The organism is Roseomonas nitratireducens, from assembly GCF_017813355.1.
Lineage (GTDB): Bacteria > Pseudomonadota > Alphaproteobacteria > Acetobacterales > Acetobacteraceae > Neoroseomonas > Neoroseomonas nitratireducens.
Genome location: NZ_JAGIYZ010000039.1, coordinates 1 through 25,449 on the forward strand (window position 1 = coordinate 1; position 25,449 = coordinate 25,449).

At 72.2% G+C, this 25,449-nt stretch carries 26 protein-coding genes, 1 pseudogene and 2 riboswitches; of the genes and pseudogenes, 13 read left to right on the forward strand and 14 right to left on the reverse strand.

Features of this window, described 5'->3' with window-relative positions:
* The 9 genes from J5Y09_RS23060 to J5Y09_RS23100 form a co-directional block, all read left to right on the forward strand.
* Positions 1–943 (forward strand): AAA family ATPase (locus J5Y09_RS23060; protein WP_209354213.1); only part of this gene is annotated, 943 nt, incomplete at its 5' end.
* A 281-nt stretch (positions 944–1,224) separates the two neighbouring features.
* The gene (locus J5Y09_RS23065) at positions 1,225–1,701 is read left to right on the forward strand and encodes a putative pterin-binding protein (protein ID WP_209354214.1); all 477 of its coding nucleotides are present in this window, start codon (positions 1,225–1,227) and stop codon (positions 1,699–1,701) included.
* The gene (locus J5Y09_RS23070; RefSeq protein WP_209354215.1) at positions 1,698–4,085 is read left to right on the forward strand and encodes a putative bifunctional diguanylate cyclase/phosphodiesterase; all 2,388 of its coding nucleotides are present in this window, start codon (positions 1,698–1,700) and stop codon (positions 4,083–4,085) included. Before J5Y09_RS23065 ends, J5Y09_RS23070 begins: the two co-directional genes overlap by 4 nt.
* Before the next feature lie 102 nt (positions 4,086–4,187).
* Positions 4,188–4,484: an AtpZ/AtpI family protein gene (locus J5Y09_RS23075; protein ID WP_198377743.1), complete on the forward strand. Its 297-nt coding sequence runs from the start codon at positions 4,188–4,190 to the stop codon at positions 4,482–4,484.
* Between the two features lie 45 nt (positions 4,485–4,529).
* Positions 4,530–5,285 carry a F0F1 ATP synthase subunit A gene (locus tag J5Y09_RS23080; RefSeq protein WP_209354216.1) on the forward strand — a complete coding sequence of 252 codons (756 nt, stop codon included), beginning with the start codon at positions 4,530–4,532 and terminating at the stop codon, positions 5,283–5,285.
* Between the two features lie 71 nt (positions 5,286–5,356).
* A complete protein-coding gene (locus J5Y09_RS23085; protein ID WP_198372814.1) occupies positions 5,357–5,581 on the forward strand; it encodes an ATP synthase subunit C family protein in 225 nt (74 codons plus the stop codon).
* Positions 5,582–5,674: 93 nt separating this feature from the next.
* Positions 5,675–6,277: a F0F1 ATP synthase subunit B family protein gene (locus J5Y09_RS23090; protein WP_209354217.1), complete on the forward strand. Its 603-nt coding sequence runs from the start codon at positions 5,675–5,677 to the stop codon at positions 6,275–6,277.
* Positions 6,277–6,762, forward strand: a complete 486-nt coding sequence (locus J5Y09_RS23095) for a F0F1 ATP synthase subunit B family protein (RefSeq protein ID WP_408904084.1) — start codon at positions 6,277–6,279, stop codon at positions 6,760–6,762. The genes J5Y09_RS23090 and J5Y09_RS23095 overlap by 1 nt, the downstream gene beginning before the upstream one ends.
* A gap of 113 nt (positions 6,763–6,875) precedes the next feature.
* Positions 6,876–8,456, forward strand: a complete 1,581-nt coding sequence (locus tag J5Y09_RS23100) for an ABC transporter substrate-binding protein (RefSeq protein ID WP_209354218.1) — start codon at positions 6,876–6,878, stop codon at positions 8,454–8,456.
* A gap of 171 nt (positions 8,457–8,627) precedes the next feature.
* Here the strand turns inward: J5Y09_RS23100 and J5Y09_RS23105 are convergent, their stop codons facing one another.
* The 10 genes from J5Y09_RS23105 to J5Y09_RS23150 all read right to left on the reverse strand — a co-directional run bounded on the left by J5Y09_RS23105 (position 8,628) and on the right by J5Y09_RS23150 (position 18,869).
* Positions 8,628–9,599 carry a Bug family tripartite tricarboxylate transporter substrate binding protein gene (locus J5Y09_RS23105; RefSeq protein ID WP_245217356.1) on the reverse strand — a complete coding sequence of 324 codons (972 nt, stop codon included), beginning with the start codon at positions 9,597–9,599 and terminating at the stop codon, positions 8,628–8,630.
* Positions 9,600–9,660: 61 nt separating this feature from the next.
* Positions 9,661–11,055 carry an MmgE/PrpD family protein gene (locus J5Y09_RS23110; RefSeq protein WP_280846273.1) on the reverse strand — a complete coding sequence of 465 codons (1,395 nt, stop codon included), beginning with the start codon at positions 11,053–11,055 and terminating at the stop codon, positions 9,661–9,663.
* Positions 10,965–12,041, reverse strand: coding sequence for a TRAP transporter substrate-binding protein (locus tag J5Y09_RS23115; RefSeq protein ID WP_209354220.1), 1,077 nt, complete (start codon positions 12,039–12,041; stop codon positions 10,965–10,967). The genes J5Y09_RS23110 and J5Y09_RS23115 overlap by 91 nt, the downstream gene beginning before the upstream one ends.
* A gap of 83 nt (positions 12,042–12,124) precedes the next feature.
* Positions 12,125–12,451 carry a cupin domain-containing protein gene (locus tag J5Y09_RS23120; protein ID WP_209354221.1) on the reverse strand — a complete coding sequence of 109 codons (327 nt, stop codon included), beginning with the start codon at positions 12,449–12,451 and terminating at the stop codon, positions 12,125–12,127.
* A 55-nt stretch (positions 12,452–12,506) separates the two neighbouring features.
* Positions 12,507–13,067, reverse strand: coding sequence for an NUDIX hydrolase (locus J5Y09_RS23125; RefSeq protein ID WP_209354222.1), 561 nt, complete (start codon positions 13,065–13,067; stop codon positions 12,507–12,509).
* The gene (gcvP, locus tag J5Y09_RS23130) at positions 13,064–15,964 is read right to left on the reverse strand and encodes an aminomethyl-transferring glycine dehydrogenase (RefSeq protein WP_209354223.1); all 2,901 of its coding nucleotides are present in this window, start codon (positions 15,962–15,964) and stop codon (positions 13,064–13,066) included. The genes J5Y09_RS23125 and gcvP overlap by 4 nt, the downstream gene beginning before the upstream one ends.
* The gene (gene gcvH / locus J5Y09_RS23135; protein ID WP_209354224.1) at positions 15,961–16,338 is read right to left on the reverse strand and encodes a glycine cleavage system protein GcvH; all 378 of its coding nucleotides are present in this window, start codon (positions 16,336–16,338) and stop codon (positions 15,961–15,963) included. The genes gcvP and gcvH overlap by 4 nt, the downstream gene beginning before the upstream one ends.
* An 11-nt stretch (positions 16,339–16,349) precedes the next feature.
* Positions 16,350–17,462 (reverse strand): glycine cleavage system aminomethyltransferase GcvT, encoded by a 1,113-nt coding sequence (gcvT, locus tag J5Y09_RS23140; RefSeq protein ID WP_209354225.1) that lies wholly within the window; start codon positions 17,460–17,462, stop codon positions 16,350–16,352.
* A gap of 48 nt (positions 17,463–17,510) precedes the next feature.
* Positions 17,511–17,603: riboswitch (glycine riboswitch) on the reverse strand.
* 3 nt (positions 17,604–17,606) lie between these two features.
* Positions 17,607–17,696, reverse strand: a riboswitch (glycine riboswitch).
* Positions 17,697–17,746: 50 nt separating this feature from the next.
* Positions 17,747–18,316: a histidine phosphatase family protein gene (locus J5Y09_RS23145; RefSeq protein WP_209354226.1), complete on the reverse strand. Its 570-nt coding sequence runs from the start codon at positions 18,314–18,316 to the stop codon at positions 17,747–17,749.
* A 10-nt stretch (positions 18,317–18,326) separates the two neighbouring features.
* Positions 18,327–18,869, reverse strand: coding sequence for a hypothetical protein (locus J5Y09_RS23150; protein ID WP_209354227.1), 543 nt, complete (start codon positions 18,867–18,869; stop codon positions 18,327–18,329).
* Positions 18,870–18,958: 89 nt separating this feature from the next.
* Between J5Y09_RS23150 and ispH the strand changes: the two genes are divergently transcribed.
* From ispH to J5Y09_RS23170, 4 genes are all read left to right on the forward strand, one after another.
* A complete protein-coding gene (ispH, locus tag J5Y09_RS23155) occupies positions 18,959–19,915 on the forward strand; it encodes a 4-hydroxy-3-methylbut-2-enyl diphosphate reductase (protein ID WP_209354228.1) in 957 nt (318 codons plus the stop codon).
* Positions 19,915–20,886, forward strand: coding sequence for a homoserine kinase (locus J5Y09_RS23160; protein ID WP_209354229.1), 972 nt, complete (start codon positions 19,915–19,917; stop codon positions 20,884–20,886). Before ispH ends, J5Y09_RS23160 begins: the two co-directional genes overlap by 1 nt.
* 142 nt (positions 20,887–21,028) lie before the next feature.
* Positions 21,029–21,478, forward strand: coding sequence for a ribonuclease HI (rnhA, locus tag J5Y09_RS23165; RefSeq protein WP_209354230.1), 450 nt, complete (start codon positions 21,029–21,031; stop codon positions 21,476–21,478).
* Between the two features lie 13 nt (positions 21,479–21,491).
* Complete coding sequence (locus J5Y09_RS23170) at positions 21,492–22,712, forward strand: MFS transporter (RefSeq protein WP_209354231.1); 1,221 nt, start codon at positions 21,492–21,494, stop codon at positions 22,710–22,712.
* Here the strand turns inward: J5Y09_RS23170 and J5Y09_RS23175 are convergent.
* The 4 genes and pseudogenes from J5Y09_RS23175 to J5Y09_RS23190 form a co-directional block, all read right to left on the reverse strand.
* Positions 22,699–23,643, reverse strand: coding sequence for a Bug family tripartite tricarboxylate transporter substrate binding protein (locus tag J5Y09_RS23175; protein ID WP_209354232.1), 945 nt, complete (start codon positions 23,641–23,643; stop codon positions 22,699–22,701). The two genes, J5Y09_RS23170 and J5Y09_RS23175, sit on opposite strands and share 14 nt — an antisense overlap.
* Before the next feature lies 1 nt (position 23,644).
* On the reverse strand, positions 23,645–24,511 hold the full coding sequence (locus J5Y09_RS23180; RefSeq protein ID WP_209354233.1) for an MBL fold metallo-hydrolase: 867 nt from the start codon (positions 24,509–24,511) through the stop codon (positions 23,645–23,647).
* Positions 24,508–25,272: an MBL fold metallo-hydrolase gene (locus tag J5Y09_RS23185; RefSeq protein ID WP_209354234.1), complete on the reverse strand. Its 765-nt coding sequence runs from the start codon at positions 25,270–25,272 to the stop codon at positions 24,508–24,510. Before J5Y09_RS23185 ends, J5Y09_RS23180 begins: the two co-directional genes overlap by 4 nt.
* Before the next feature lie 72 nt (positions 25,273–25,344).
* Positions 25,345–25,449 (reverse strand): annotated as a pseudogene (locus J5Y09_RS23190) (IS5/IS1182 family transposase); the annotation flags it as partial.

Here is a 25,449-nt window from a genome sequence, read left to right on the forward strand (position 1 = left end):
GCTGCTGGCCGAGGTCGAGGCCGCGCACGCCGCCGCCGCCGCCGCGCTGGCCGCCGCCGAGGCGAGGCTGCGCGACTCCGCCGAGGCGCGGCGCGCCGCGGATGCCGCCTTCGCCAGCGCGCGCGAGGGCCAGGTGCGGGCCGAGGCCGCCGCCGAGGCCGCCGGCACGGCCGAGGAAGCGGTTGCCGCCCGCATCGCCGAACGGCTCGGCGAGGATGCCGAACTGCCCGAGCCGCCGGAGGAACTCTCCGACGCGGCGGAGGAGAAGGCACGGCGCAAGGTCGAGCGCCTCGCCCGCGAGCGGGAGGAGATGGGCCCGGTCAATCTCCGCGCCGAGATCGAGGTCGCCGAGATCGAGGAGCGCATCCGCACCATCACCACCGACCGGGACGAGGTGCAGGCGGCCATCGCCAAGCTGCGCGGTTCGATCGGCCACCTGAACCGCGAGGGGCGGGAGCGGCTGCGCGAGGTCTTCGACCGCGTCGATGCCGAGTTCCGCGGCCTGTTCAACCGGCTGTTCGGCGGCGGGCGGGCGCATCTCGCCCTGGTCGGCAGCGACGATCCGCTGGAGGCGGGGCTCGAGATCTATGCCGAGCCGCCGGGCAAGAAGCTCGCGACGCTGTCGCTGCTGTCGGGCGGGGAGCAGGCGCTGACGGCGCTGTCCCTCATCTTCGCGGTGTTCCGCTGCCACCCCGCGCCGGTCTGCGTGCTGGACGAGGTGGACGCGCCGCTGGACGACGCCAACGTGGAACGCCTGTGCGACCTGCTGGACGCGATGGCGGCCGAGAGCGGCACGCGCTTCCTGGTGGTGACGCACCATCCGCTGACCATGGCGCGGATGCACCGGCTGTATGGCGTGACGATGCAGGAACGCGGCGTGTCGCGGCTGCTCAGCGTCGATCTCGGCCAGGCGGTGCAGATGGCGGAAGGGCCGGTCGCCTAAGGCGATCTTCGACCGGCTGGCGGCGTCCGGCCGGGTCTCCGGCGCAGGAGGCGATTGAGTCCGCGGCGCGGACGCCGGTCGAGCAGGGTCGGGTGCCACGCCGGCGCCGATCGGGCGGGCGCGCCGCGCGGTTCCGCCGGCCGGGCGCGGGCCGTCCGCGCCCCCATCGCGGGCCATGCGTCCGGATCCTTTCCAGGAGATCCGCGGGTCTTGCGCGGATAAACGCTTCCGTTACCCAACCGGGGGTATCGGGGATCATCCGGATGGAGGAGGTCCCCGCCATGTCGATCGCCCGTCGCGCCCTGATCGCGGCCGCCGCCTTCCCCGCGGCGGCGCTGGCGACGGAAAGCGGGCCAGTGCTGGAACTGGCCGGAGAGATCGCCCCGCCGTCCCCGCGCAGCCTCAGCCTCGCCGAGATCGAGGCGCTGGGGGCGACGAGCCTCGTCACCCACACGCCCTGGACGACGGGGCCGCAGCATTTCGCCGGGGTCACGGTGGAACGGCTGCTGACGGTGCTCGACGCGCGCGGCGGCACGCTGCGGGCGACGGCGCTCAACGACTACATGGTCAGCATGCCGGTCGCCGAGGTGGTGGCCGATGGCGGCTTCCTCGCGACGCGGATCGCCGGCGCGCCCATGCCGGTGCGCACGCGCGGCCCGCTCTGGATCGTCTTCCCCTGGTCGGCGCGGCCGCAGCTCGAGAACGCGGTGACGCGCCAGCGCGCGATCTGGCAGATCCGTCGGATCGACATCACGTGACGATCCCCGGCCTTGCCGGGAAGGGCGGATGGTCGCGCTCGACCATCCCGCTGCTGGCCTTCCTGCTGGCCGCGCTGGTCTTCGTCGCCTCGCTCGCGGTCTCGGGACGGCAACTCGCCAATCACGTGCGGCTGGAGGCGACCGGACACCGGATCGGCTTCTGGGAAGCCGGCCAGGCGCTGCTGGAAGCGGCGCGGCTGCGCACCGACGTCCATCGCCACGCGGCCGGCGTGCCGGGCGCGGCCGCCGCCATCCCCCAGCGCTTCGAGATCCTCTGGAGCCGCATCCTCGCGCTGCAGGGCGGCGACGGGGAACGGCGCAGCTACCCCGCGCTCGACGCGGTGCGAGCCTCCCTGCCCGAATTCTTCTCCCAGCTCACCGCGCTCGAGACCGACCTGCCGGGCGTGATCGCGCGCGACAACGGGGCGCTGGCGCGGGCCGAACTCGTGCTGGCCGACCTCGTCTCGCGGCTCAACTTCGCCAACCGCGCGCTGCACCAGGACCGGCAGATCGCCTCCGAGGCGGCGACGCTCGGCCTGTCGCGGCTGCAGACGACCTTCGCGGCGAGCGCGCTCGGGCTGATCGTCAGCGCCTCGTTGCTATGCACGGTGCTGTTCTGGCTCTGGCGCCGCGCCCAGGCGACGCTGCTCGAGGCGGAGGAAGCGCGCGCGCGCGCAGGGCGGTCGGAGAGGCTGCTGCGTGTCGTCGTCGATTCGCTGCCGCTGATGGTCTCGGCGCATGACCGGGAAGGGCGCTTCGTCCTGGCCAATGCCAATTTCGCCGAATTCCACCGCACGACGGAGCAAGCGCTGCTCGGCCGCTGCGTGGCCGAGGCGACGGGCTCGCCGGCGGACGAGGCCGACCTTGCCGCCGCGCTGGCCGCCGGCGGCGAGGTGCCCTTCCGCGAGGCGGAGGTGGTCGGGCCGGACGGCAATGCGCGCACCCTGCTGACCAGCACCGCGCCGGTGCAGGACACGGATGGCGCGGTGACGGCGGTCGCACGCATCTCGCTCGACATCACCGAGCGCAAGGCGGCGGAGGAGCAGATCCGCTACATCGCCGAGCATGATTCGCTGACCGGCCTGGCCAACCGGTTGCTGTTCACGCAGCGGCTGAACCACGCGATCTCCGCCGGCGGCAAGGTCGCGCTGCACCTGATCGACATCGACGACTTCAAGGACGTGAACGACAGCCTCGGTCACGCCGCGGGCGACGCGCTGCTGCTGACGGCGACGAGCCGCATGCGCGGCTGCCTGCGGCCGGAGGACGTGCTGGCGCGGCTCGGCGGGGACGAATTCGCCGTGGTGCAGCCCAATGTGCGCGGCGTCGAGGATGCGGAAGCCGTCGCCGCGCGGATCGTGCGCGCCCTCTCCTCGCCCTATGCGATCGAGGGATCGCTCGTGAAGGCGGGCGCGAGCGTGGGCATCGCGCTCGGCGGCACGGCGGAAGCGGACGGGCCGCGCCTGCTCCAGCGCGCCGACATCGCGCTGCACGCGGCCAAGGCGGCCGGGCGGCGCCAGGTGCGGACCTTCTCGGCGGCGATGGACGCCGCCCTGGGGGAGCAGCGGCGGCTCGAGCAGGATGTCCAGAAGGCTCTGGCCGAAGGCGCCTTCCACTTCGCCTACCAGCCGAAGTTCCGCGTCTCGGACCTCGGCTTTGCGGGCTGCGAGGCGCTGCTGCGCTGGGACCACCGGCTGCGCGGCGCGGTCCCGCCCGGCGTCTTCATCCCCGCCGCCGAGCGCGCGGGCCTGTCCGTCCCGCTCGCGCGCCACACGCTGCATGCCGCGCTGCGCCAGCAGGCGGCCTGGCGGGCGCAGGACATCGACATCGCGGTCGCGGTCAACCTGTCGGCCCGGCACATCGTCTCGGGCCAGGCGGTCGAGCTGGTGCGCGACGCGCTGGAGGCCGAGAACGGCGTGCCCGAGCGGCTCGAGATCGAGGTGACCGAGGACGTCTTCATCCGCGACCCCGGCGCCGCGGCCTCGACGCTCGAGGCGCTGCGCGGGCTCGGCGTGCGGCTCGCGCTCGACGATTTCGGCACGGGCTACGCCTCGCTGGGCTACCTCCAGCAGCTGCCCTTCGACGTGATCAAGCTGGACCGGTCCTTCGTGGCCGGACTCGGCACCAGCACGCGGACGGAACGGATCGTGGACGCGATCACGCGCATCGCGCACGGGCTCGGCGCCAAGCTGGTGGCCGAGGGGGTGGAGAACCCCGTCCAGCTCGCCCGGCTGCGGGAGATCGGCTGCGACGAGGGGCAGGGCTACCTGCTCGGCCGGCCGATGGCGCCCGAGGCGCTGTCCGCGCTCGCGCGCTCGCACGGCCTCGCCGCCGCGCGGGGTGCCGCGGGCGAACCCCTCGCCGCCGTCTTCGCCGCGGAATAGGCCGCGTGGCGCCATGCTGCGCCGCCGCATCCGCTTGACAGCGACAAGCCCCCCCCGTAAAGCGCCGCCTGCCTTCCGGCGGGGTTCCGCCAGGGAGCGAAGGTGGACGAACGCGACGGTTTCGAGGATCGATTGCGGCAGGCCAGGGCCCGTGAGGGCCTGGATCGGCGCCCCGACGGGCACGGTCAGCTGCCGCAGGGTCCATGGGGAATCGGCCTGCGCGCGGGGGTCGAGGTGGTCTCGGCCCTGGTCGTCGGCATCGGTCTCGGCTTCCTGCTGGACCGGTGGCTCGGCACCTGGCCTTGGCTTTTCCTGGTGTTCTTCGTCCTGGGCAGCGTGGCCGGGGTGCTGAACGTCTATCGCCTGTTCAATCCCCGTTCGCGCCCGGGTGTGAAGTGACGAAGGCGCGCATCGCGCGCGGCAGGACGAACGGGAGACCAGCCGGTGGCCGTTGAAGGCAAGACGATCGACGCTCTCAGCCAGTTCGAACTGTCGCCGGTGCTCGGCATCTTCGGCGACGCGGTGTCGTTCAGCCAGTCGAACCTGTTCATGGTGATCGCGGTGGCGCTCACCTGGTACCTGATGAAGACGACCGCCGACCGCGGCGCGCTGGTCCCCGGCCGCCTGCAGGCGCTGGGCGAAAGCGCCTATGGCTTCATCGCCGGCATGGTGCGCGACCAGGTGGGCGACGAGGGCAAGAAGTACTTCCCCTTCGTCTTCTCGGTCTTCATGTTCGTGCTGTTCGGCAACCTGCTCGGCATGCTGCCCTACGCCTTCACCTACACCTCCCACATCGTCGTGACGCTGACGCTCGCGATCGTGGTGTGGGTGGCGGTGACCGTGATCGCGATCCAGCGCCACGGCATGCACTTCTTCTCCTACTTCTTCCCCGAAGGCGCGCCGGTCTGGCTGGCGCCGATCATCATCCCGGTCGAGATCATCTCCTACCTCTCCCGCATGGTGAGCCTCTCGGTCCGTCTTTTCGCGAACATGGTCGCCGGCCACGTCATGCTGAAGGTGTTCGCCACCTTCGTCGTGCTGCTGGGCGGCCTCGGCGCGGTCGGCCCCTTCGTGGCCGCCATGCCGCTCGCGGTCAACGTCGCGCTCGTCGGGTTCGAGTTCCTCGTGGCCTTCCTGCAGGCCTACGTGTTCGCGATCCTGACCAGCATCTACCTGCACGACGCGGTGCACCTGCACTGACCCGCCATGTGAACGGGGTGCATCTGCGCACGCGTACGTTCAGAACCTCCATGTAAAGAAGGACGATCATCATGGAAGTCGCCGCCGCGAAGGCCCTCGGGGCTGGTATCGCCGTCATCGCGCTGTTTGGCGTGGGTCTCGGCATCGGCAACATCTTCTCCTCGCTGATCAACAGCGTGGCGCGCAACCCGGCGGCCCGTGACGTGGTCTTCCCGATCGGCATCCTGGGCTTCGCGCTCACGGAAGCGGTCGCGCTCTTCGCGCTGCTCATCGCCTTCCTCATCCTGTTCGCCTGATCCGCCGCCCCGCCCGCCCATCCGGGCGAGGCGGGGCGCGTGGGCCTGCCCGGGCACTTCCGCCCGGGCATCCGGGCTGAGGAGAGAGCGGCGATGCGCCGAGTGTTCGTTCTGGCGGCCGCGACCGCCACCCTGCCTGCCATGGCCTTCGCGGCGAGCAGCTCGGCCGTGCCGGTCGACGGCATGCCGCAGCTGGCCTTCGGCCATCCGACCCAGGGCCGCCTGCTGGTCGGCCAGATGGTCTGGCAGCTCATCATCTTCGCGGCGCTCGTGTTCCTCATGGCCAAGATCGCGCTGCCGCGCGTCGGCGCCGTGATCGAGGAACGCCACCGCCGCATCACCGCCGACCTCGAGGCCGCGCAGGCCGCGAAGCTGGAAGCGGACATCGCCATGGCCGCGCACCGCGCCGCCAGCGAGCAGGCCCGCGCCGAAGCCCGCGCCGCGGTCGCGACCGCGCTGCACCAGGCCCAGGCCGCGAGCGACGCCAAGGCCGCCGAGGTGAATGCCCGCATCACCGCCCAGATCGCCGAAGCGGAGGCGCGCATCGACGCCGCCCGCGCCTCGGCCATGGGCGCCATCCGCGGCGTCGCGACCGACACGGCGGAGGCGCTTGTCTCCCGCCTGACCGGCGCGGCCGACCGCGCGAAGGTCGAAGCGGCCGTCGGCCGCGTTCTTGCAGCGAGCGGGAGGGCCTGATGTCGGATCCGAAGTTCTGGGTCGCCGTCTCCTTCGTCCTCTTCTTCGTCTTCCTGGGGAAGAAGATCTTCACGGCGCTGGGCGGCGCGCTCGACGGCCGGGCCGACGCCATCCGCCGCCAGCTGGACGAGGCGTCGCACCTGCGCGCCGAGGCCGAGAAGATGCTCGCCGCCGCCGAGGCCGAGCGCGCCGCCGCGGCCGCCGAGGCCGAGCAGCTGCTGGCCAGCGCGCGCGCCGAGGCCGAGCGCGTGGCCATCGCCGCCGCCGCCGAGGCCGAGGCCGCCGCGAAGCGCCGCGAACGCATGGCGCTCGACCGCATCGCCTCGGCCGAGGCTTCCGCGGTCGCCGAGGTGCGCAACGCCGCCGCCGACATCGCGGGCGCCGCCGCCCGCGCCGTCATCTCCGAGACCTTCGACGCCGCCGCGGATGCCGCGCTGGTGGACCGGAGCGTGACCGACCTGCCCAAGGCGCTGCGCGCGGCCTGATATCCCGCGCCAGGTTATGCATGACAGGGGCGCCGTCCTTCGGGATGGCGCCTCTTTTCTTTTCCGACTCCCCGGCTAAGGATTAGGCGGACCACCTTCTCCGGGAGCCAATCATGCCGCGCCAGTTCCTCCTCGCCGCCGCGCTGCTCGCCGGCACGGCGCTCGCCGCCGAGGCGAACACCTTCCGCTGGGCCAATGACGGCGACGTCAACTCGATGGATCCCTACGCGCGGAACGAGACCTTCCTGCTGTCCTTCAACGCCAACATCTACGAGCCGCTGGTGCGGCGGAACCGGCAGCTGCAGGTGGAACCGGCCCTCGCGGCGCGCTGGGAACAGGCCTCCCCCACCGTCTGGCGCTTCCACCTGCGCGAAGGGGTGAAGTTCAGCGACGGCACGCCGCTGACCGCCGACGACGTGCTGTTCTCCTACGAACGCGCGCGCGGCCAGGGGTCCAACATCACCGCCGTCTTCGCCTCGGTGAAGGAGGTGCGCGTCGTCTCCCCCTCCGTCGTGGAGTTCGAGACGCACCGCCCGAACCCGATCTTCCTCGAGGAGATCACCAGCTGGGGCATCATGTCGCGCGGCTGGGCGGAACGGAACAACGCGCAGCGCACCGCCGACCTGACGCAGCGCGCGGAGAACTTCGCCACCCGCAACGCGATGGGCACCGGGCCCTTCCTGCTGGTGTCCCGCGAGCCGGACCGCCGCACCGTGCTGGCGCCGAACCCGAACTGGTGGGACCGGCCGGAACACAACCTGACGCGCGTCGAGTTCAACGTCATCGCCAATGACGCGACGCGCGTGGCCGCGCTGATCAGCAACGAGGTGGACATGGTCTATACCGTGCCGCCTCAGGATACCGACCGGCTGTCGCGCACCGCGGGCATCCGCGTCCACCAGCAGGCGGAACTGCGCACCATCTACCTCGGCATGGACCAGAGCCGCGAGGAGCTGCTCAAGTCCGACGTGCGCGGGCGCAACCCCTTCCGCGACGTGCGCGTGCGCCGCGCCATGCAGCTGGCCATCGACAACGACGCCATCGTCCGCACCGTCATGCGCGGCCAGGCGCGCGCCACCGGGCTGATGGTCGGCCCCGGCGTGAACGGGCACACCGAGGCGCTCGACACGGCGGTGCGCTCGCGCCCCAACGTCGAACAGGCGCGGCGGCTGCTGGCGGAAGCGGGCTACCCGAACGGCTTCCAGGTGGGCATGGACTGCCCGAACGACCGCTACGTGAACGACGAGGCGATCTGCACCGCGACCGTCGCGATGCTCGCGCGCATCGGCATCCGCGTGCAGCTGAACGCGCAGACCCGCGCGCGCTACTTCGCCGAGATCCTGGCGCCGCGCTACAACACCTCCTTCTTCATGCTCGGCTGGACGCCCACGACCTACGACGCGCACAACGCGCTGTTCAACCTGATGGGCACGCGGGACGGCACGCGCGGCGTGTTCAACTCCGGCGGCTATTCCAATCCGCGCTTCGACACGCTGGTCGACCAGATCGCGGTGGAAACCGACCGCGCGCGGCGCCAGGCGCTGATGGACGAGGCGATGCGCCTGCACGCCGAGGAAGTCGGCCACATCCCGCTGCACCAGCAGGTCGTGATCTGGGCGGCGCGGCAGAACATCACGCTGCAGCAGCTGGCGGACAACTTCTTCCCGCTGCGCTTCGTCCGCGTCGGACAGTAAGGCGAGGGGGCGCCGCCCCCTCGACCCCCGCCGAGGGCCGAAAGGCCCTCGGAACCCATCATCCGGGGCGACCCCGCCGGGCTGCCCGACGAAACGCCCGGCCTCCGCCCATCGGGTGCCAATCCGACAAGGAAGGGAGGGGGCTCGGGGGAGGTTCCCCTCCCCCGACCTTCACTCCGCCCGCGCCCCCGAAGCGCGCACCGCCTCCCGCCACCGCGCGCTTTCGGCTGCCACGAAGGCCGGCAGCTCCGCACGCGCGATCGGCATCGGGTCGAAGGCGCGCTCGCGGAACAGCGTCGCCATCTCCGGCCCGGCCAGCGCGCGGCGCGTCTCGGCATCGATGCGCGCGATCACCGGTTCCGGCGTGCCGCGCAGCGCGAACAGCCCCGTCCAGTTCACCGAAAGGAAGCCCGGCAGGGCGGAGGCAATGGTCGGCACCCCCGGCAGCGCCGCGTTCTCGCGCTCCGACGCCACGCCGAGGCAGCGCACCGCCCCGCCGCGGATCTGCGGCAGCGCCGTGCCGAGCCCGTCGAACATCATCGGCACGTTGCCCGCGACCAGGTCCGTCATGGCCGGCGCGCTGCCGCGATAGGGGATGTGCGTCATCTCCACGCCGATCGCGGCGCGGAACATCTCCCCCGTCAGGTGCAGCTGCGAGCCGGTGCCGGACGATGCGTAGTTCACCCGCCCCGGATTGGCCCGGATATGCGCGATGAGTTCGGGCAGCGTCGCCATCGGCAGCGCGCGCGGATTCACCACCAGCACGTTGGGCTGCTGCGCCAGCATCGCCACCGGCAGGAAATCCGCATCCGGGTCGAAGGGCAGGCGCGCGTAGAGCGCCTTGTTGATGCAGATGAGCGAGGCGGTCGCGACGAGCAGCGTGTGCCCGTCGGGCTCGGCGCGGGCGAAGGCCTCCCCGGCCACGGTGCCGCCGGCGCCGCCGCGATTGTCGATCACGACCGGCTGGCCGAGCGCCGCCGACAGGCGTTCGCCGATCGCGCGCGCGAGGATGTCGGTGGTGCCGCCCGCGGCGAAGGGCACGAGGATGCGCATGGGCCGCGTCGGGAAGCCCTGCGCGCGGGCGGGCGCGGCAAGCGCCGCGGCGCCGAGGGCGAGCGCGGCGCGGCGGGTGATGTGCGGCATGGCGGGCCTCCTTCGTCAGGGCAGGCAGTCTAGACGCGTTACCGCGCGTGGCCGAAACCCGTCAGGTGGCGGGGGGCAGCAGCGGCGCGTCGGCGCCATCCAGCGCGGCCGCCAGCGCGCCGCGCGCGGCGGCATCGCCCACCACCGGGCCGGCGTAGCGCAGGAACTTCGCCCGCACCGCCTCTTCCTCCAGCGGCAGTTCCGCATCGCCGGGCACGCGCATCGCCTCGGCTGCGATGGCGCGGCCATCGGCCAGATGCGCCGTCAGCGTCGCCCCGCGCCGGCCCGCCTGCGTCAGCGCGACATCCTCCACCAGCGTCACGGCCGCTTCCAGCCGGCGCAGCAGCGGATCGGCGAGCGCGCTATCGGTATAGGCGGCGGGACCGAGGTCGCCCTGCACGAGTGCCGCCGCGATGGCCCAGGACAGGCTGAACTGCGCCGAGATCGCCTGCGCCGGCGCGCGGTTGGCGGCGTAGCGAAGTGCTTCTCCATAGGTCGCGAGCGTCAGCGCGCGGATTTGCGCGATGTCGCCCACGGCATCGCGCAGCGCCAGCGCGGCGGCGGCGGCGTAATGCGCGTGGCGCACGCCGGCGAAGGGCTTGAGGTAGGCTTCCTCGATCAGGAAGCGGTCGCACTCCGCCACGCGGGCAGGCGCGTCGAGGCCGAGGGCGAGCGCGCGCGCCTCGGCGAAGCCATCCTCCGGCGCGTCCATCCCGGCCATCGCCGAGGCGGCCGCGAGGGTGCCGAGCAGCACCGCATGCGCCGGGTAGGTGTTGCGCCCATCCATCCCCGCCGCGATCGGCGCGTAGAGCGCGAAGGGCAGCTGGCAGGCGACGAGGCGCACCGCCCGCGCCGCCGCGTCCGGGTCCCCGCCCGCGAGCCGCGCGGCGGCGGCCGCGGCGCCGAGCGCGTGCCAGGACCCGTCCACATGCATCCCGGGCCGGATGCGCCAGGCCTCGCCCGCCCGCGCGCCGACCTCGTAGCCGAGCGCCAATGCCGCGCGCGCCTGCGCGAGCGTCACCGCGCCTTTCGCCAGCGCGGCGATGACGAGCGGCGCGACGGCAAGGCCGGGGCGTCCATGCGCGCGGGCCAGGCCCTCATTCGCCTCGTCCCAGCACATGGCCGAAGCGAGCACAGCGGCCGCACCCGCGCGCGACAGCCCAGGCGCGATGCCGGGCAGGCGGATCGCGCCGGGCATGGCCGAGGCGAGCGCGGCGCCGAAGCCCCGCACCCGCGCATGGCCGAGCCCCGCAATCATGCAGCCCAGGCTGTCGGCCAGCATGAGCCGCGTGCGGGCCGCCGCGCCGCTGCCGGGCGGCGGCCCGTCCCAGGCGAAGGCGACCGCCGCCGCCGGGTCGAAGCCGCTCAGCGCTGCTGCAGCCCGGCCATGGAGTTGGCGAAGCTGTCCTCCACGATGCGGAACCAGGTCTGCTGATCCTGGCGGAAGCGGTCCCATTGCTCGTGGATCGCCTTGAAGCGGGCGTTGCGCGCGCCGAGCTCGCCGAACAGTTCCTGGGAGGCGCGGTAGCAGGCCTGGATCACGTCGCGCGGGAAGGGCCGCAGCTGCGTGCCCGCCGCGATCAGGCGGCGGATCGCCGGCGGGTTCAGCGCGTCGTAGCGGCCGGTCATGAAGACGTAGCCCTCGTGGCAGGCCGCTTCCAGCGCCGCCTTGAACTGCGGCGTCAGCCCTTCCCAGGCGCGCTGGTTCACCATCATGGTCAGGGAGGCGCTCGGCTCCCACCAGCCCGGGTAGTAGTAGAACTGCGCGACGCGATGGAAGCCGAGCTTCTCGTCGTCATAGGGCCCGACCCATTCGGCGCCGTCGATGACGTTGCGCTCGAGCGCGGGGTAGATGTCCGGTCCTGGCAATTGCTGCGCGACCGCCCCGAGCTTCTGCAGCACGTCGCCCGCATAGCCGGCGATGCGGAACTTCAGGCCGCGCAGGTCCTCGACGCTGCGGATCTCGCGGCGGAACCAGCCGCCCATCTGCGCGCCGGTGTTGCCGGCCATGATCGCGTGCACGCCCTGGTCGCGGAAGACCGGCGCCATCAGCTCCGCCCCGCCGCCATTGTGCCACCAGGCGTATTGCTGGCGCGCGTTCAGCCCGAAGGGCAGCACCGAGCCGAAGGCGAGCGCGGGGTCCTTGCCGTTGTAGTAGTAGGGCGCGGTGTAGCCGATCTCGACCGAGCCCTGGCCGACCGCGTCCATCACCTGCAGCGCGGGCACCACCTCGCCGGGCGCGAAGGGCGTGATCTGGAAGGCGCCGTCGGTGATCTCGCCGACCCGGCGGCAGATGAATTCCTGCGTGCCGTAGAGCGTGTCGAGGGATTTCGGGAAGCTGCCGGGGCAGCGCCAGCGGATGCGCGCCGCGGTCTGCGCGAGGGCGGGGGCGGACAGGGTCGCCGCGGCGGCGCCCCCGGCGACGAAGAAGCGACGATCCATGCCTGTATGTTCCTCCCATGCGGGCGCGGGCCCGGGGGGCGAGCATGGCCGCCGGTGCAGGACCGCGCAATGCGTCGCGGGGCTCAGCCCTCGCCGCCCTCCGGACCGTAGAACACCACCCAGACGGCGAGGTCGGGTGTGAAGTCCTCGAAGCGGTGCTCGGCGCCGGCCGGGACCCAGAGCATGTCGCCCGGCCCGAAGGGCGCGCGCGCGCCGGCGCAGAAGAAGGTGCCGCGCCCGCTGACGACGACATAGGCCTCGTCGCGCGTGTGCGGTGCCTGGGTGTCGGTCCCCTTCGGGGCGTACCAGCGCGCCTCGAAGCTGCCATGAGCGAAGATGCGGGCGGAGGCGCGGCCGGGCTCGTTCGGCGCGGCCGCGGCCTCGGCGGCGGGGAAGACGAAGCGGGTCATGGCGCCGATGCTGCGCGCGGCGATGGCCGCAGGCAACGAGGATCGCGCGGGGGCCTCAGAAGGCGATGCGCCCCGCGGCGGCCAGCGCCAGCAGCAGGGAGGCGACATGCGTCGATTGCTGCACCTCCCCTTCCCGGATCACGCGCAGCACCTCCGGCACGGGGATGAGCTCGACCGCGATCTCCTCCCCATTGTCGAAGGACTGCACGCCGATGGGCGTGGCCCCCAGCGCGAGCACCGTGTGCACCCGGTTGGTGTGCGTCGCCGGGTTGGGGCGCAGGCTGGCCACCTGTCGGAATTCGCGCGCGCCGTGGCCGGTCTCCTCAAGGAATTCGCGCCGGCCGGCGGCGACCGGGTCGGCATCCTCCGCGTCCATCACGCCACCCGGGAGTTCCAGGTGAATCTCCCCGGCGCCGTGGCGGTACTGGCGGTTCATCACCAGCCGGTCATCGTCGGTGAGCGCGACCACATGCACCCAGTCGGCGTATTCCAGCACGTAGAAGGGATCGACCACGTCGCCCGAAGGGGCGATGCAGGTATCGGCCCTGACGCGGATCCAGCGATCGGCCAGCACGATGCGGCTGCCGGTCACGCGCCAGGGCCTGAGCTGCGTCATTCGGCCGCGATCTGCTGCTGCTGGGCGTAGGCTTCGAGCGGCGCGCAGGAGCAGACCAGGTTGCGGTCGCCATAGACGTTGTCGACGCGCTTGACCGGCGGCCAGTACTTCCGCGCCTTGACGAAGGGCAGCGGGAAGGCCGCTTCCTCCCGCGTATAGGGGTGCGTCCAGGCATCCGCGGCGATCTCGGCCGCGGTGTGCGGCGCGTTCTTCAGCGGGTTGTCGGCCTTGTCCATGCGGCCCTGCTCCACGGCCCGGATTTCCGCGCGAATGGAGACCATGGCGTCGACGAAGCGGTCGAGTTCGGACTTCGGCTCGCTCTCGGTCGGTTCGACCATCAGCGTGCCGGCGACCGGCCAGGACATGGTCGGCGCGTGGAAGCCGTAGTCCTGCAGGCGCTTGGCGATGTCTTCCACAAGCACGCCGCCGCCCTGCTGGAAGCCGCGGCAATCGAGGATGCATTCATGCGCGACCATGCCGTTCATGCCGCGATAGAGCACCGGGAAATGCGCTTCCAGCCGCTTGGCCAGGTAGTTCGCCGACAGGATCGCGACCTGCGTCGCGCGCGTCAGCCCCTCGGCGCCCATCATGCGGATATAGGCGTAGGAGATCGGCAGGATCGAGGCCGAGCCCCAGGGCGCGGCGCTGACCACGATGTCCTTCGCCCCGCCGCAATCGACCAGCGGATGACCCGGCAGGAAGGGCGCGAGGTCGGCCGTGACGCCGATTGGCCCAACGCCCGGCCCGCCGCCGCCATGCGGGATGCAGAAGGTCTTGTGCAGGTTCAGGTGGCACACATCCGCGCCGATGCTGGCGGGGCTGGTCAGCCCCACCTGCGCGTTCATGTTGGCGCCATCCATGTAGACCTTGCCGCCCTTCTCGTGGATCAGGGCGCAGATCTCGCGGATCGAGGCCTCGAACACGCCATGCGTGGACGGGTAGGTGACCATCAGCGCGGCGAGGTTCGCCGCGTGCTGCTCCGCCTTCGCCTTCAGGTCGTCCACGTCGACATTGCCGTCGCGGTCGCAGCCGACGACGACGACCTTCATCCCCGCCATCACCGCCGAGGCCGGGTTGGTGCCATGCGCGCTGGACGGAATCAGGCAGATGTCGCGATGCGTATCGCCGCGCGACAGGTGCCAGCCGCGGATCGCGAGCAGCCCGGCATATTCCCCCTGGCTGCCCGCATTGGGCTGCAGCGAGACGGCGGCGAAGCCGGTGATGCGGCACAGCCAGTCGGCCAGCCGGTCGATCATCACGCGGTACCCCTGCGCCTGGTCCACCGGCGCGAAGGGATGGATGGCGCCGAAGCCCGGCAGCGTGACGGGGATCATCTCCGCAGTCGCGTTCAGCTTCATGGTGCAGGATCCGAGCGGGATCATGCTCCGGTTCAGCGCGACGTCCTTGTCCTCGAGCGACTTCAGGTAGCGCAGCATCCCGTGCTCGGAATGGTGCGCGGTGAAGACGGCGGCCGTGCAGAAGGCGCTGGTCCGCGCGAGCGCGGCGGGTATGCCGCCATGCACGGCATCGAGCGTCGCGGCCGCGCCGCCCGCTTCCGCCAGCGCGGCGGCGAGTGCCGCGAGGTCCTCGCGCGTCACCGTCTCATCCAGCGCGATGCCGACCACGCCGCCGCCATGGCGGGCGAGGTTGAAGCCGCGCTTCAGCGCCGCGGCCAGCAGCGCATCGGCCTTCGCGCCAGCCTCGACCGCGACGGTGTCGAAGAAGGCGTCGTGGCGCACGGCGAAGCCGGCCGCGCGGGCCGCGCCGGCCACCGCGCGCGCCATCAGGTGGACGCGGCGGGCGATGCGGCGCAGCCCTTCGGGCCCGTGCCACACCGCGTACATGCCGGCCATGACGGCGAGCAGCACCTGCGCGGTGCAGATGTTCGACGTCGCCTTCTCGCGGCGGATGTGCTGTTCGCGCGTCTGCAGCGCGAGCCGCATCGCCGGCGCGCCGGCCGCGTCGACGGACACGCCGACGAGCCGCCCCGGCATCAGCCGCTTATGCGCGTCCTTCACCGCCATGTAGGCGGCATGCGGACCGCCATAGCCCATCGGCACGCCGAAGCGCTGGGTCGAGCCCACGACCACGTCGGCCCCCATCTCCCCCGGCGGCTTCAGCAAACACAGGCTGAGCGGATCGGCCGCGACGATGGCGAGCCCCCCGCCCGCCTGCACCGCCGCGATCTCGGCCGTCAGGTCGCGCACCTGCCCCGTGGTGCCGGGATATTGCAGCACCAGGGCGAAGGGCTTCGCCGCGGTCAGGGCGGCGACGATCTCGGCCACCGCCACGAAGCGCACCTCGATGCCGAGCGGCGCGGCGCGCGTCGCCAGCACCGCCTTCGATTGCGGGTGCAGGTCGTCGGCGGCGATCAGCAGGTGCGACTTCTCCCGCGTCGCGGCATGCGCCAGGTGCATCGCCTCGGCCACCGCGGTGCCTTCGTCCAGCAGCGAGGCATTGGCCACCGGCAGGCCGGCCAGGTCGCAGACCATCGTCTGGAAGTTCACCAGCGCTTCCAGCCGCCCCTGCGCGATCTCCGCCTGGTAGGGCGTATAGGCCGTGTACCAGCCCGGATTCTCGAGCACGTTGCGCAGGATGACCGGCGGCGTGTGCGTGCCGTGGTAGCCGAGCCCGATCAGCGACTTGATGTCGGCGCGGTTGCGCGCGGCAAGGCCGCGCAGTTCCGCCAGCACCTCCTGCTCCGTCGCCGCCGGCGGCAGGGCGGAAAGGTCCATGCCGCGGATCGCGGCCGGCACCGTCTTCGCGCTGAGATCCTCGAGGCTCGCCGCGCCCACCACGCGCAGCATCTCGGCGATCTCGGCCTCGGAGGGCGCGATGTGGCGCGGCGCGAAGGCGTCCACCGCCTCCAGCGCGCGGATTTCCTCCAGCGCGCTCATGCCAGCGTGTCCACGAAGGCGGCGTAGGCGGCCTCGTCCATGAGCGCGGCGACCTCGGCCGCGTTGGCGGGCTCGATGCGGAAGAACCAGCCATCCGTCGTCGGCGCGGCGTTGATCGCGCCGGGATTGTCCGCGAGCGCGCCGTTCACCTCGACGATCTTGCCCGCGATCGGGGCATACACGTCGGATGCCGCCTTCACGCTTTCCACCACCGCGCAGGCTTCCCCCGCCGCGACGACGCGGCCGGGCTCCGGCAGGTCGACGAACACGACGTCGCCCAGGGCGTTCTGCGCATGGTCGGTGATGCCGACCGTGGCGATGCCGCCTTCGAGCCGCACCCATTCATGGTCTTTGGTGAACTTCGTCTCGGACATGGGAAGGCTCCTCAGCGGGCGTAGCGGTGGGGAACGAAGGGCATCGGCGCGACGCGGGCGGGGATCGCCTTGCCGCGCACCATCAGGTCGAGGGCCGTGCCGTCGGCGGCGTGCTCGCGCGCGACATAGCCCATGGCCATGGGGCCATTCAGCGAGGGACCGAAGCCGCCCGAGGTGATCTCCCCGATCGGCGCGCCGCCGCCCGGCGCATGGATCGGCGTATGCCCGCGCGCGGGCTGGCGGCCTTCGGGGCGGATGCCGACGCGCAGCCGCTTCGTGCCGTTCGCCAGTTCGTCCCGCACGCGCTCGGCGCCGGGGAAGTTCCACTCGGTGCGGCGGCGCTTGCCGATGGTCCAGGTCAGCGCGGCCTCGACCGCGCTCGTCGTCTCGTCGATGTCGTTGCCGTACAGGCACAGCCCGGCTTCGAGCCGCAGCGAATCGCGCGCCCCGAGCCCCGCCGGCTGCACGCCGGGCAGCGCCAGCAGCGCCTTCGCGAAGGCTTCGGCCTTCTCGGCCGGCACCGAGACCTCGACCCCGTCCTCCCCCGTGTAGCCGGAGCGGGAGACGAGCACCGGCGCGCCCGCGATCTCGAAGGACCCGACGCCCATGAAGGACAGGTCCGCGATGCCGGGGGCCAGCGTGGCGATGGCCGCGACCGCGCCCGGCCCCTGCAGCGCGACCAGCGCGCGGTCGGGCAGCGGGCGCAGCGTGACGCCCGCCGGCAGCAGCGATTCGATGCGCGGCAGGTCGAGGTGCTTGCGGCTGGCGTTCACCACCAGGAACAGCCGGTCGCCCAGGTTCGCGACCATGAAGTCGTCGAGGATGCCGCCATCCTCGGTCGTCAGCAGCCCGTAGCGCTGGCGGCCGGGCTTCAGTCCCTGCACATCGGCCGGCGTGGCGCGTTCCAGCGCCGCGGCAGCCCCTTCGCCCACCAGTTCCGCCTGGCCCATGTGGGAGACGTCGAACAGCGCGGCGGCGGCGCGGCAATGCAGGTGCTCGGCCATGATCCCGGCCGGGTACTGCACGGGCATGGCATAGCCCGCGAAGGGCACCATGCGCCCGCCAAGGTCGCGATGCAGCGCCGCGAGCGGCGTTTCGAGGAGCGGTTCGTTCGAATCGGCCACGGGGCCTCCCGCCGCGGTGCGGCGATCGGGGTTTCAGTCCGTGGCCCCCCTCTGTCCGATGACCTGAGAGATTCGGCGCCGGTGTTGACCGTGCCTTACTCCGTCGGTGCCGAAGCCTTGCGGCCGCGGGCTTTCCAGAGGCCCCTTCTCCGCGCGGCCCTTCTGCCTGAGCGTTTCCGGGGGCCGGTTGCGCCTTCGGCGGGGGCATGCGCCCCTCTCTCCCGCGCGGTATCTACGGGGTGCGCCTGTCTGGCAGATCGGGCGGCCGCGCGCAACGCGCGTGACTAGGGAATCGCCCGCCACAGTTCCGTGACACGCAGCGGGTCGAAGGCGAAGCGCCAGGTGCAGCCCGCCGCCGGCACGTCATCCGCGCGGGAGATCGGCCGGCCGGCCAGCGCCTGCATCAGCAGCGTGCCCGTGCCGCCATGCCCGACCAGCGCGATCCCGCCCGCCGCGTGCCCGTCCAGGATGTCGCGCGCGGTGGCGAGGATCCGCGCCTGCGCGTCCACCGCCTTCTCCCACCCCGCGACGCTTTCCGCGGGCCGGGCGAAGAAGGCGTCGGCGTGGCGCTCGAATTCCGCGCGCGGCAGGTAGCCGGTGCTCGAACGGTCCATCTCCGCAAGGCCAGGATGGACCCGGACCGGCAATCCGAACCTGGCGGCGAGCAGCCCGGCCGATTCGATCGCCTTGGTCTCGTCGCTCGCCCAGACCGCGGCGAGGCCATCCAGGGAAGGGTCGGCGGCGAGGCGACGCATGCGCGCCACGCCCGCCTCGCTCAGATGCCAGCGCGGCACCGGCACGGCCGGATCGATGACGACCTCGGGATGCGCGACGAACAGGCCGAAGCGCGCCATGAACCGCCGTTCAGCGCGGCCCGCGGCGGCGGTTCAGCGCCAGTTCCTCCGGCGTCAGCTGGAAGGACAGGCGGACATTGTGGTTCTCGACCAGGCGTTCCTCGGCCGGGAAGTTCAGCGTCACGGAGGCGCTCTGCACCCGCTGGCGGTTCACGTTGCTGCTGAAGGTCACGCGGGCGACGAATTCCCGCCGGTCGATCACCTGCGTGTCCTCGGCATCCGTCACCGCGACGAAGAAGGGCAGGTCCGCCACGGCCCCCGTCGCGGCCGGGCCGCGCTCCACGTCGAAGACCGCGCTCAGCGTCACCGCGACGCCCTCGCGCCGGCGCGTGTAGTCGCAGCGGGCGCTGAAGCCGATCAGCCGGGCATCGGCCGTCATCGCCGCCAGGTCCTGCCCCGCGCCGGGGCGGAAGCGCGTCAGGTCCGACCCATCCGCCAGGATGGAGATGCGCGGGCAGGGCGCGGGCGGGCTGTTGGACGCCGTCGTGCCGCCGCCACATCCCGCCAGGGCCAGCGCCCCCGCCCATCCGATCGCCGCAATCGCCCGCATCATCAGTCTCCCGGCCCCCTTTGACCCGCGCCGCCCCATCTATAGTGTGCGGCCCGCCCCGGACAGGGCCAACCCGCGCCCCGAGCGAGACCATGACCGCCGAGAAGCCCCGCCTCCACGTCCTGCTCGCCGGCCCGCGCGGCTTCTGCGCCGGCGTCGACCGCGCCATCAAGATCGTCGAGCAGGCGCTCGCACGCCACGGCGCGCCCGTCTATGTCCGGCACGAGATCGTCCACAATCGTTTCGTCGTCGAAGGGCTCGAGCGCCAGGGCGCCGTCTTCGTCGAGGAACTGGACGAGATCCCGGACGACGGCCAGCCCGTCGTCTTTTCCGCCCATGGCGTGCCGAAATCCGTCCCCTCCGAGGCGGCGCGGCGGGAGATGTACTTCCTCGACGCCACCTGCCCGCTGGTGAGCAAGGTGCATCGCGAGGCCGAACGCCACCACGCCAGGGGCCGCCACCTCCTGCTGATCGGCCATGCGGGCCACCCCGAGGTGGTCGGCACGATGGGCCAGTTGCCCGAGGGCGCGATGACGCTGGTCGAGGATGCCGAGGCCGCGCGCACGCTGGTGCCGCCGGCCGGCGCGGCGCTGGCCTACACCACCCAGACCACGCTGTCGGTCGACGACACGGCCGAGATCGTCGCCATCCTCCGCGACCGCTTCCCCGAGATCGAGGGCCCGGCGAAGGAGGACATCTGCTACGCCACCACCAACCGTCAGGCGGCGGTCAAGGCGGTGGCGGCGCGCAGCGAGCTCGTCATCGTGGTGGGCGCCCCCAATTCGTCGAACTCCGTCCGGCTGCGCGAAGTGGCCGAGCGGTCCGGCGCGCCGCGCGCCGTCATGGTCCAGCGCGGCGCGGAACTCGACCCCGCTCTGGCCGATGGCTGCGCGACGGTGGGTATAACGGCGGGCGCCTCCGCCCCCGAACTGCTGGTGCAGGAAGTGGTCGAGCGGCTGCGCGAACGCTTCGACGTGACCACCGAGGAAGTGGTCGTCGCGGTGGAGGACATCATCTTCCGCGTGCCCCGCATGCGCGCCGTCGCCTGATGGCGGTCTACACGGAAGTCTCGGACGAGGCGCTGCGCGCCTTCCTCGCCGACTACCCCTTGGGCGAGCTGCTCGCCTTCCGCGGCATCGCCGAGGGCGTGGAGAATTCCAACTACGCGCTGAAGACCGCGGCGGGCGACTTCATCCTCACGCTGTATGAGAAGCGCGTCGATCCGGCGGAGCTGCCCTATTTCCTCGGGCTGATGGAACATCTCGCCGCCCATGGCCTCGCCTGCCCCACGCCGGTGCATGGGCGGGACGGAGCGGCGCTGCGCAGCCTGGCCGGACGCCCGGCCGCGATCGTCACCTTCCTGCCGGGCGTCTGGCCGCGCCGCGTGCGGCCCGAGCATTGCGCGCCGCTCGGCCGCGCGCTCGCCACCATGCACCGCGCGGGCGAAGGCTTTTCGATCGAGCGGCCGAACGCGCTCGGCCCCGCCGGCTGGGCGCCGCTGCTGGATGGCTGCCGCGCGCGCGGGGACGAGGTGCAGGCGGGGCTCGTCGCGGAACTCGACGCGGCGCTCGAGGGCATCCTCGCCGCCTGGCCGGCGCCGGGTGCGCTGCCGCGCGGGCAGATCCACGCCGACCTGTTCCCCGACAACGTCTTCTTCCTGCCCGATGCGGCGGGGAAGCCAGGCGTGTCGGGTCTGATCGACTTCTACTTCGCCTGCACGGACCTCTACGCCTACGACGTGGCGGTCTGCCTCAACGCCTGGTGCTTCGAGCCCGACTACGCCTTCAACGTGACCAAGGCGCGCGCGCTGCTGAACGCGTATGAGCAGGTGCGGCCGATGACGGCGGCGGAACGCGCGGCGCTGCCGGTGCTCTGCCGGGGTGCCGCGCTGCGCTTCCTGCTGACGCGGCTGTACGACTGGACGCACACGCCGGATGGGGCGCTCGTCACGCGGAAGGATCCGCTCGAATACCTTCGGAAGCTGCGGTTCTTCTCGCAGGGCGAAGGGTTTGCGCTGTGAGGGACACTTGCGATGCGGGGGAGGAGAACCTCCCCCGCGCCCCCTCCCTTCTTTTTCCTTTGGGAACTGACAGCCGAAGTCAGTCCCCAACAGACAAAAAAGGTTGGGGGGCACGGGGGGAAGTTCCCTTCCCCCCGTCTCCATGACCGACCCGCGCCCCCTCGTCGAAATCTGGACCGATGGCGGCTGCAAGCCGAACCCCGGCCCCGGCGGCTGGGCGGCCATCCTCCGCTTCGGCGAGCATGAGCGCGAACTGACCGGCGGCGAGCCGGAGACGACGAACAACCGCATGGAGCTCACCGCCGCGATCATGGCGCTGGAGGCGCTTCGCAAGCCCTGTCAGGTCGCGCTGCACACCGACAGCGAATACGTCCGCAACGGCATCAGCCGCTGGATCCATGGCTGGGTGCGCAGCAACTGGCGCAACGCGGCGAAGGAACCGGTGAAGAACCTCGACCTGTGGCAGCGCCTGCTCGCCGCGGCCAAGCCGCACGACATCGAGTGGAAATGGGTGCGCGGCCATGCGGGGGACCCGATGAACGAACGCGCCGACGCGCTGGCGACCGCGGCACGCGACGCGGCGGCGGGCTAGGCAAGCCACGCGCATGCCGGGTACGGCCAGCGTCGAGACCCGCCAATCCTGGGTCATCGCCGTCACCGCGGTGACGATGCTCTCGCTCGCCGCCGGCGCGCCGCTGACCGTCGTGGTCGGCCTGGTGCCGATCAGCGAGACGCTGGGCGGCGGACGCTCCCTCCCCTCCCTCGCCTCCTCCCTCGCCTATCTCGGCTCGGGCATCGGCGGCGTGATGTGCGGGCTGCTGATGGCGCGCTTCGGCCAGCGCGCGGTCGCCATGCTGGGCGGCGGCGCAATCCTCGCCGGCCTCGCGCTCGCCTCGCTCGGACAGGGGTGGTCGCTCCTGGTGGGCATCGGGCTCGGCGTCGGCGTCTTCGGCAACGGCGCGCTGTTCGCGCCGATGGTCGCCTATGTGTCGCTGTGGTTCGACCGGCGGCGCGGCACGGCGTTGGCGCTCGTCTCCTCCGGCCAGTACATCGCGGGCTTCGTCTGGCCCTTCACCTTCGAACGCGCCATCGCCGCCTTCGGCTGGCAGGCAACGATGCTCGCCTATGGCGCCGTCGCGGCGGTGCTGATCGTGACGCTCGCGGCGCTGGTGATCGTCCCGCCGCCGATCGCCCCCGCCGGCGCGCCGGTCGTGCGGCGGCGGGCGGATGGCAAGGTGCTCGGCATGGCGCCCAACACGGCGCTGGCGCTGATCGCGGCCTGTTCCTTCCTGTGTTGCATCCCCATGGCGATGCCGGCGGCTCATCTTGTCGCCTTCTGCGGGGATCTCGGCATCGCGGCCTCGCGCGGGGCGATGATGCTCTCGGTGCTGCTGCTCTCCGCCTTCGTCGCGCGGCAGTTCTGGGGCTGGCTGTCGGACCGGATCGGCGGGCTGAACACGGTGCTGGCCGGCTCGCTCGCGCAGATCGCGGGCATGCTGGGCTTCCTCGCGACGCAGGACGAGGCCGGGCTGTTCTTCGTCTCGGCCGCCTATGGCCTGGGCTTCAGCGGCATCATCCCGTCCTACGTGATGACGGTGCGCGCGCATTTCCCGGCCGAGGAAGCGGCCTGGCGCGTGCCCGCGCTGTTGTTCGTCAGCCTGTCAGGCATGGCGGCGGGCGCCTGGCTCGCCGGCGCGATCTACGACGCCGTCGGCTTCTACGCCGCCGCCTGGTGGGTGGGCATCGGGGCGAATGTCGTGCAGCTCGGCCTGCTGGGCTTCCTCATCCTGCGCCAGCGGGCGGAAGCGCGCGTCAGTCCGCCCTGATGTTCGCCTCCCGCACGATCGCCGCCCAGCGCGGCAGCTCGGTGGCCACCAGCGCGGTGTAGTCCTGCGGGGTCATGCGGTTGGGCGCGGTGCCGAGGTCGACCAGCCGCTGCTCCATGGCCGGCGTGGCCAGCGCGGCGACGAGGGCCGCGTTGATCCGCTGCGCCACCGCCGCATCCATGCCCGCGGGCCCGGACAGGCCGAACCAGTTGTTCGCCTCCAGCGTCGGGAAGCCGAGTTCCTTGAAGGTCGGCACGTCCGGCCAGCGCGTCGCGCGCGCCGCGCTCGTGATGGCGAGCAGGCGCAGCCGCTCGTTCCGCCCGATATCGGCGACCGCCGCGATCACGCCTTCCGTCTGCCCGCCGATCACGTCCGTCACCGCCGGCGCGGCGCCGCGATAGGGCACGTGCGTCAGCTCGACGTGCGCCGCGCGGGCCAGCATCTCGGTCTTGGCGTGCCCCGTCGTGCCGTTGCCGGACGACCCGACGCGCACCGACCCGGGCGAGGCGCGCGCCGCGTCCAGGAACTGCGCGAGCGTGGCGAAGCGCCCGGCGGCGGAGACGCCGAGCGCGCTCGGCACCGCGGCGATCAGCCCGATATGCGTGAAGTCGCGCAGCGGGTCGTAGGGCATGGCGCGGTTCACCGCCGCGCCCACGCCGTGCGATGCGATGTTGGAGATGACCAGCGCCGTCCCGTCCGGCGCCGACTTCGCCACCGCGTCCGAGCCGATCATGCCGCCCGCGCCGGGCCGGTTCTCGACCACCACCGTCTGGCCGAGGCGCGATTCGAGTTCCGGCGCCACCAGCCGGCCGAGCAGATCCACCGTCCCGCCCGGCGGGAAGGGCACGACCAGGCGGATCGGCCGCGGCTGCGCATGCGCGGGAATGGCGGGGATGGCGAGGGTCGCGGCGAGCAGCGAGCGGCGGCGCATCTCAGGCGGTCTCCTTGGCGAACAGGGGAAAGGTCCAGGCGGGCTTGGGCCGGGCGGCGAGCAGCGCGATCGCGTCCTTCATGCGCGCCAGCGCCTCGGCCACCGCCTCCGCGCCCTCGATGACGCAGCCGTAGCAGGGGCAGATCCGCTCGACGCGATGCGCAGCGAAGATGGCGTCGAGGTCGGCGAGGATAGGCGCGGGGTCGATCCCTATCAGCCAGTCGAACTTGGCCGAGAGCATGCGCGCGATGCCGGCGGCCTCGATCGGCGCTTCGTCGGGCGCGCGGACGAGCGGCGCGTCGGGCGTGGCCCGGGTGAGGAAACCGAAGGATTCGCTCGTGAAGAGCGTGCCCGTCGCGTGCTCGAAGAACCAGTTGGTCGCGAGCAGGCGCAGCTGCACGCGCAGCGGTTCCAGGCGCAGCCGCCCGACCTCGAGCACCTGGCCGACCTCGATGCGGATGGCGCGGACCGGCGCCATGGCCTCGATGCGCGCATGCGCCTCGTCGCCTTCCAGCACGTCGGTCATCTCGACCGGGTTCAGCACGCCGACATAGGGGACTTCCGCGATGCCGAAGCGGCGGACCAGCGCGGCGAGGTTCGCCATGCAATCCTGTTCCCGCCGCGTGTTCACCATGCGCCGGCGCGTGGCACCTTCGACGGTGCGCGCGAGCGCGGCCTCGATCTGCGACCAGTGCACGGGCAGGCCGGTGTCCACCACCATCCATTCCGCGCCGTCGCGCAGCGCATAGGCGGTGACCGGCAGGTATCCGGGCAGGCCCGGCGGGATCCAGGAGATCGGCCGCGAATCGGCGCGCAGCCAGCCGGAGGCGCCGTACAGCGTGCCGGGGATGATCTCGGCGAGGCTCATGCCGCCTTCGCCAGCCCCGCCTTGAACAGCGGCATCAGTTCGAAGGGCTGGTCCACCACCGCGCCATGCGCGCTGCACAGCAGGCGCGGGTTGAGGCGCGCCAGCAGCGCGTCCATCACGGCGAAGCTTTCCGTGCTGTCGGTGAAGCGCGGCCAGTGCAGCGCCTTGGAATTGAAGTCCTGCATCAGCGGCACGTCGGGCGGCGCGATCTCGCTGGTGAAGTGGTCGCTCTGCCCGGGCGTGTGCGGGTGGAAGCAGGCGCAGGCGTCGGAGAGGAACAGGATTCGGCCCTTCGGATCCCAGCCCCAGAGGCTGTCCGGCAGGTCGCGCCACAGCGCGGGCAGGAACTGGAAGTCCCGGTCGCCCAGGTCGACCGCATCGCCCGGCGCCACCTGCCGGAAGCGATGCGCGAGATTCGGGAGATACAGGTGCCAGTCCCGCATGTCGCCCACCGCGACCGCATCCGGCCATTTGCGCAGCCAGCGTTCCAGCAGCCCCGCATGCGGCAATTCGCCATGCGTGGGGAAGATGAAGTCGAGCGGCCGGTCGCCGAGGAAGGCCGTGATGTCGCGCTCGACCTGCCCCGCATGCATCGGGTGGCCGGTGTCGATGAGGATCGAGGCGCGCGACCCCTTCAGCAGGAAGCAGGAATAATGCGCGAGGAAGCCGGGGACGGAGGCCGCGATGCAGCCGCCCGTCCACAGGCAATCCGGCGTGATGACGCGCGGCAGCGCGCCCGTGCGACCCCAGTCCTGCTGCATGCCCCGCGCGCCTCCCGTCCACGCGCGGAGCGAGGATGCCGCAGAATCGCGCGGCCTAGGTCGTGTGGACAGTTACCTGAGCCATAGGATGGTGGCGGCGAGTGTGACGACGGCGAGGTAGTTGCGGGCGGTCTTCTCGAAGCGTGTTGCGACGCGGCGGAACTGCTTGAGCTTGGA

Coding starts and splice junctions, on each gene's coding strand:
- J5Y09_RS23185 (WP_209354234.1), bottom strand. CDS start 25,272: ATGCAGCAGGACTGGGGTCGCACGGGCGCGCTGCCGCGCGTCATCACG.
- J5Y09_RS23110 (WP_280846273.1), bottom strand. CDS start 11,055: ATGGGACCGCTTCCGCCAGGATCAGCAGACCTGGTTCCGCATCGTGGA.
- J5Y09_RS23090 (WP_209354217.1), top strand. CDS start 5,675: ATGCGCCGAGTGTTCGTTCTGGCGGCCGCGACCGCCACCCTGCCTGCC.
- J5Y09_RS23180 (WP_209354233.1), bottom strand. CDS start 24,511: ATGAGCCTCGCCGAGATCATCCCCGGCACGCTGTACGGCGCCTCCGGC.
- gcvP (WP_209354223.1), bottom strand. CDS start 15,964: ATGAGCGCGCTGGAGGAAATCCGCGCGCTGGAGGCGGTGGACGCCTTC.
- J5Y09_RS23085 (WP_198372814.1), top strand. CDS start 5,357: ATGGAAGTCGCCGCCGCGAAGGCCCTCGGGGCTGGTATCGCCGTCATC.
- J5Y09_RS23120 (WP_209354221.1), bottom strand. CDS start 12,451: ATGACCCGCTTCGTCTTCCCCGCCGCCGAGGCCGCGGCCGCGCCGAAC.
- J5Y09_RS23170 (WP_209354231.1), top strand. CDS start 21,492: ATGCCGGGTACGGCCAGCGTCGAGACCCGCCAATCCTGGGTCATCGCC.
- gcvH (WP_209354224.1), bottom strand. CDS start 16,338: ATGTCCGAGACGAAGTTCACCAAAGACCATGAATGGGTGCGGCTCGAA.
- J5Y09_RS23115 (WP_209354220.1), bottom strand. CDS start 12,041: ATGGATCGTCGCTTCTTCGTCGCCGGGGGCGCCGCCGCGGCGACCCTG.
- rnhA (WP_209354230.1), top strand. CDS start 21,029: ATGACCGACCCGCGCCCCCTCGTCGAAATCTGGACCGATGGCGGCTGC.
- J5Y09_RS23105 (WP_245217356.1), bottom strand. CDS start 9,599: ATGCCGCACATCACCCGCCGCGCCGCGCTCGCCCTCGGCGCCGCGGCG.
- J5Y09_RS23100 (WP_209354218.1), top strand. CDS start 6,876: ATGCCGCGCCAGTTCCTCCTCGCCGCCGCGCTGCTCGCCGGCACGGCG.
- J5Y09_RS23160 (WP_209354229.1), top strand. CDS start 19,915: ATGGCGGTCTACACGGAAGTCTCGGACGAGGCGCTGCGCGCCTTCCTC.
- J5Y09_RS23095 (WP_408904084.1), top strand. CDS start 6,277: ATGTCGGATCCGAAGTTCTGGGTCGCCGTCTCCTTCGTCCTCTTCTTC.
- J5Y09_RS23150 (WP_209354227.1), bottom strand. CDS start 18,869: ATGATGCGGGCGATTGCGGCGATCGGATGGGCGGGGGCGCTGGCCCTG.
- J5Y09_RS23065 (WP_209354214.1), top strand. CDS start 1,225: ATGTCGATCGCCCGTCGCGCCCTGATCGCGGCCGCCGCCTTCCCCGCG.
- J5Y09_RS23125 (WP_209354222.1), bottom strand. CDS start 13,067: ATGACGCAGCTCAGGCCCTGGCGCGTGACCGGCAGCCGCATCGTGCTG.
- ispH (WP_209354228.1), top strand. CDS start 18,959: ATGACCGCCGAGAAGCCCCGCCTCCACGTCCTGCTCGCCGGCCCGCGC.
- J5Y09_RS23175 (WP_209354232.1), bottom strand. CDS start 23,643: ATGCGCCGCCGCTCGCTGCTCGCCGCGACCCTCGCCATCCCCGCCATT.
- J5Y09_RS23145 (WP_209354226.1), bottom strand. CDS start 18,316: ATGGCGCGCTTCGGCCTGTTCGTCGCGCATCCCGAGGTCGTCATCGAT.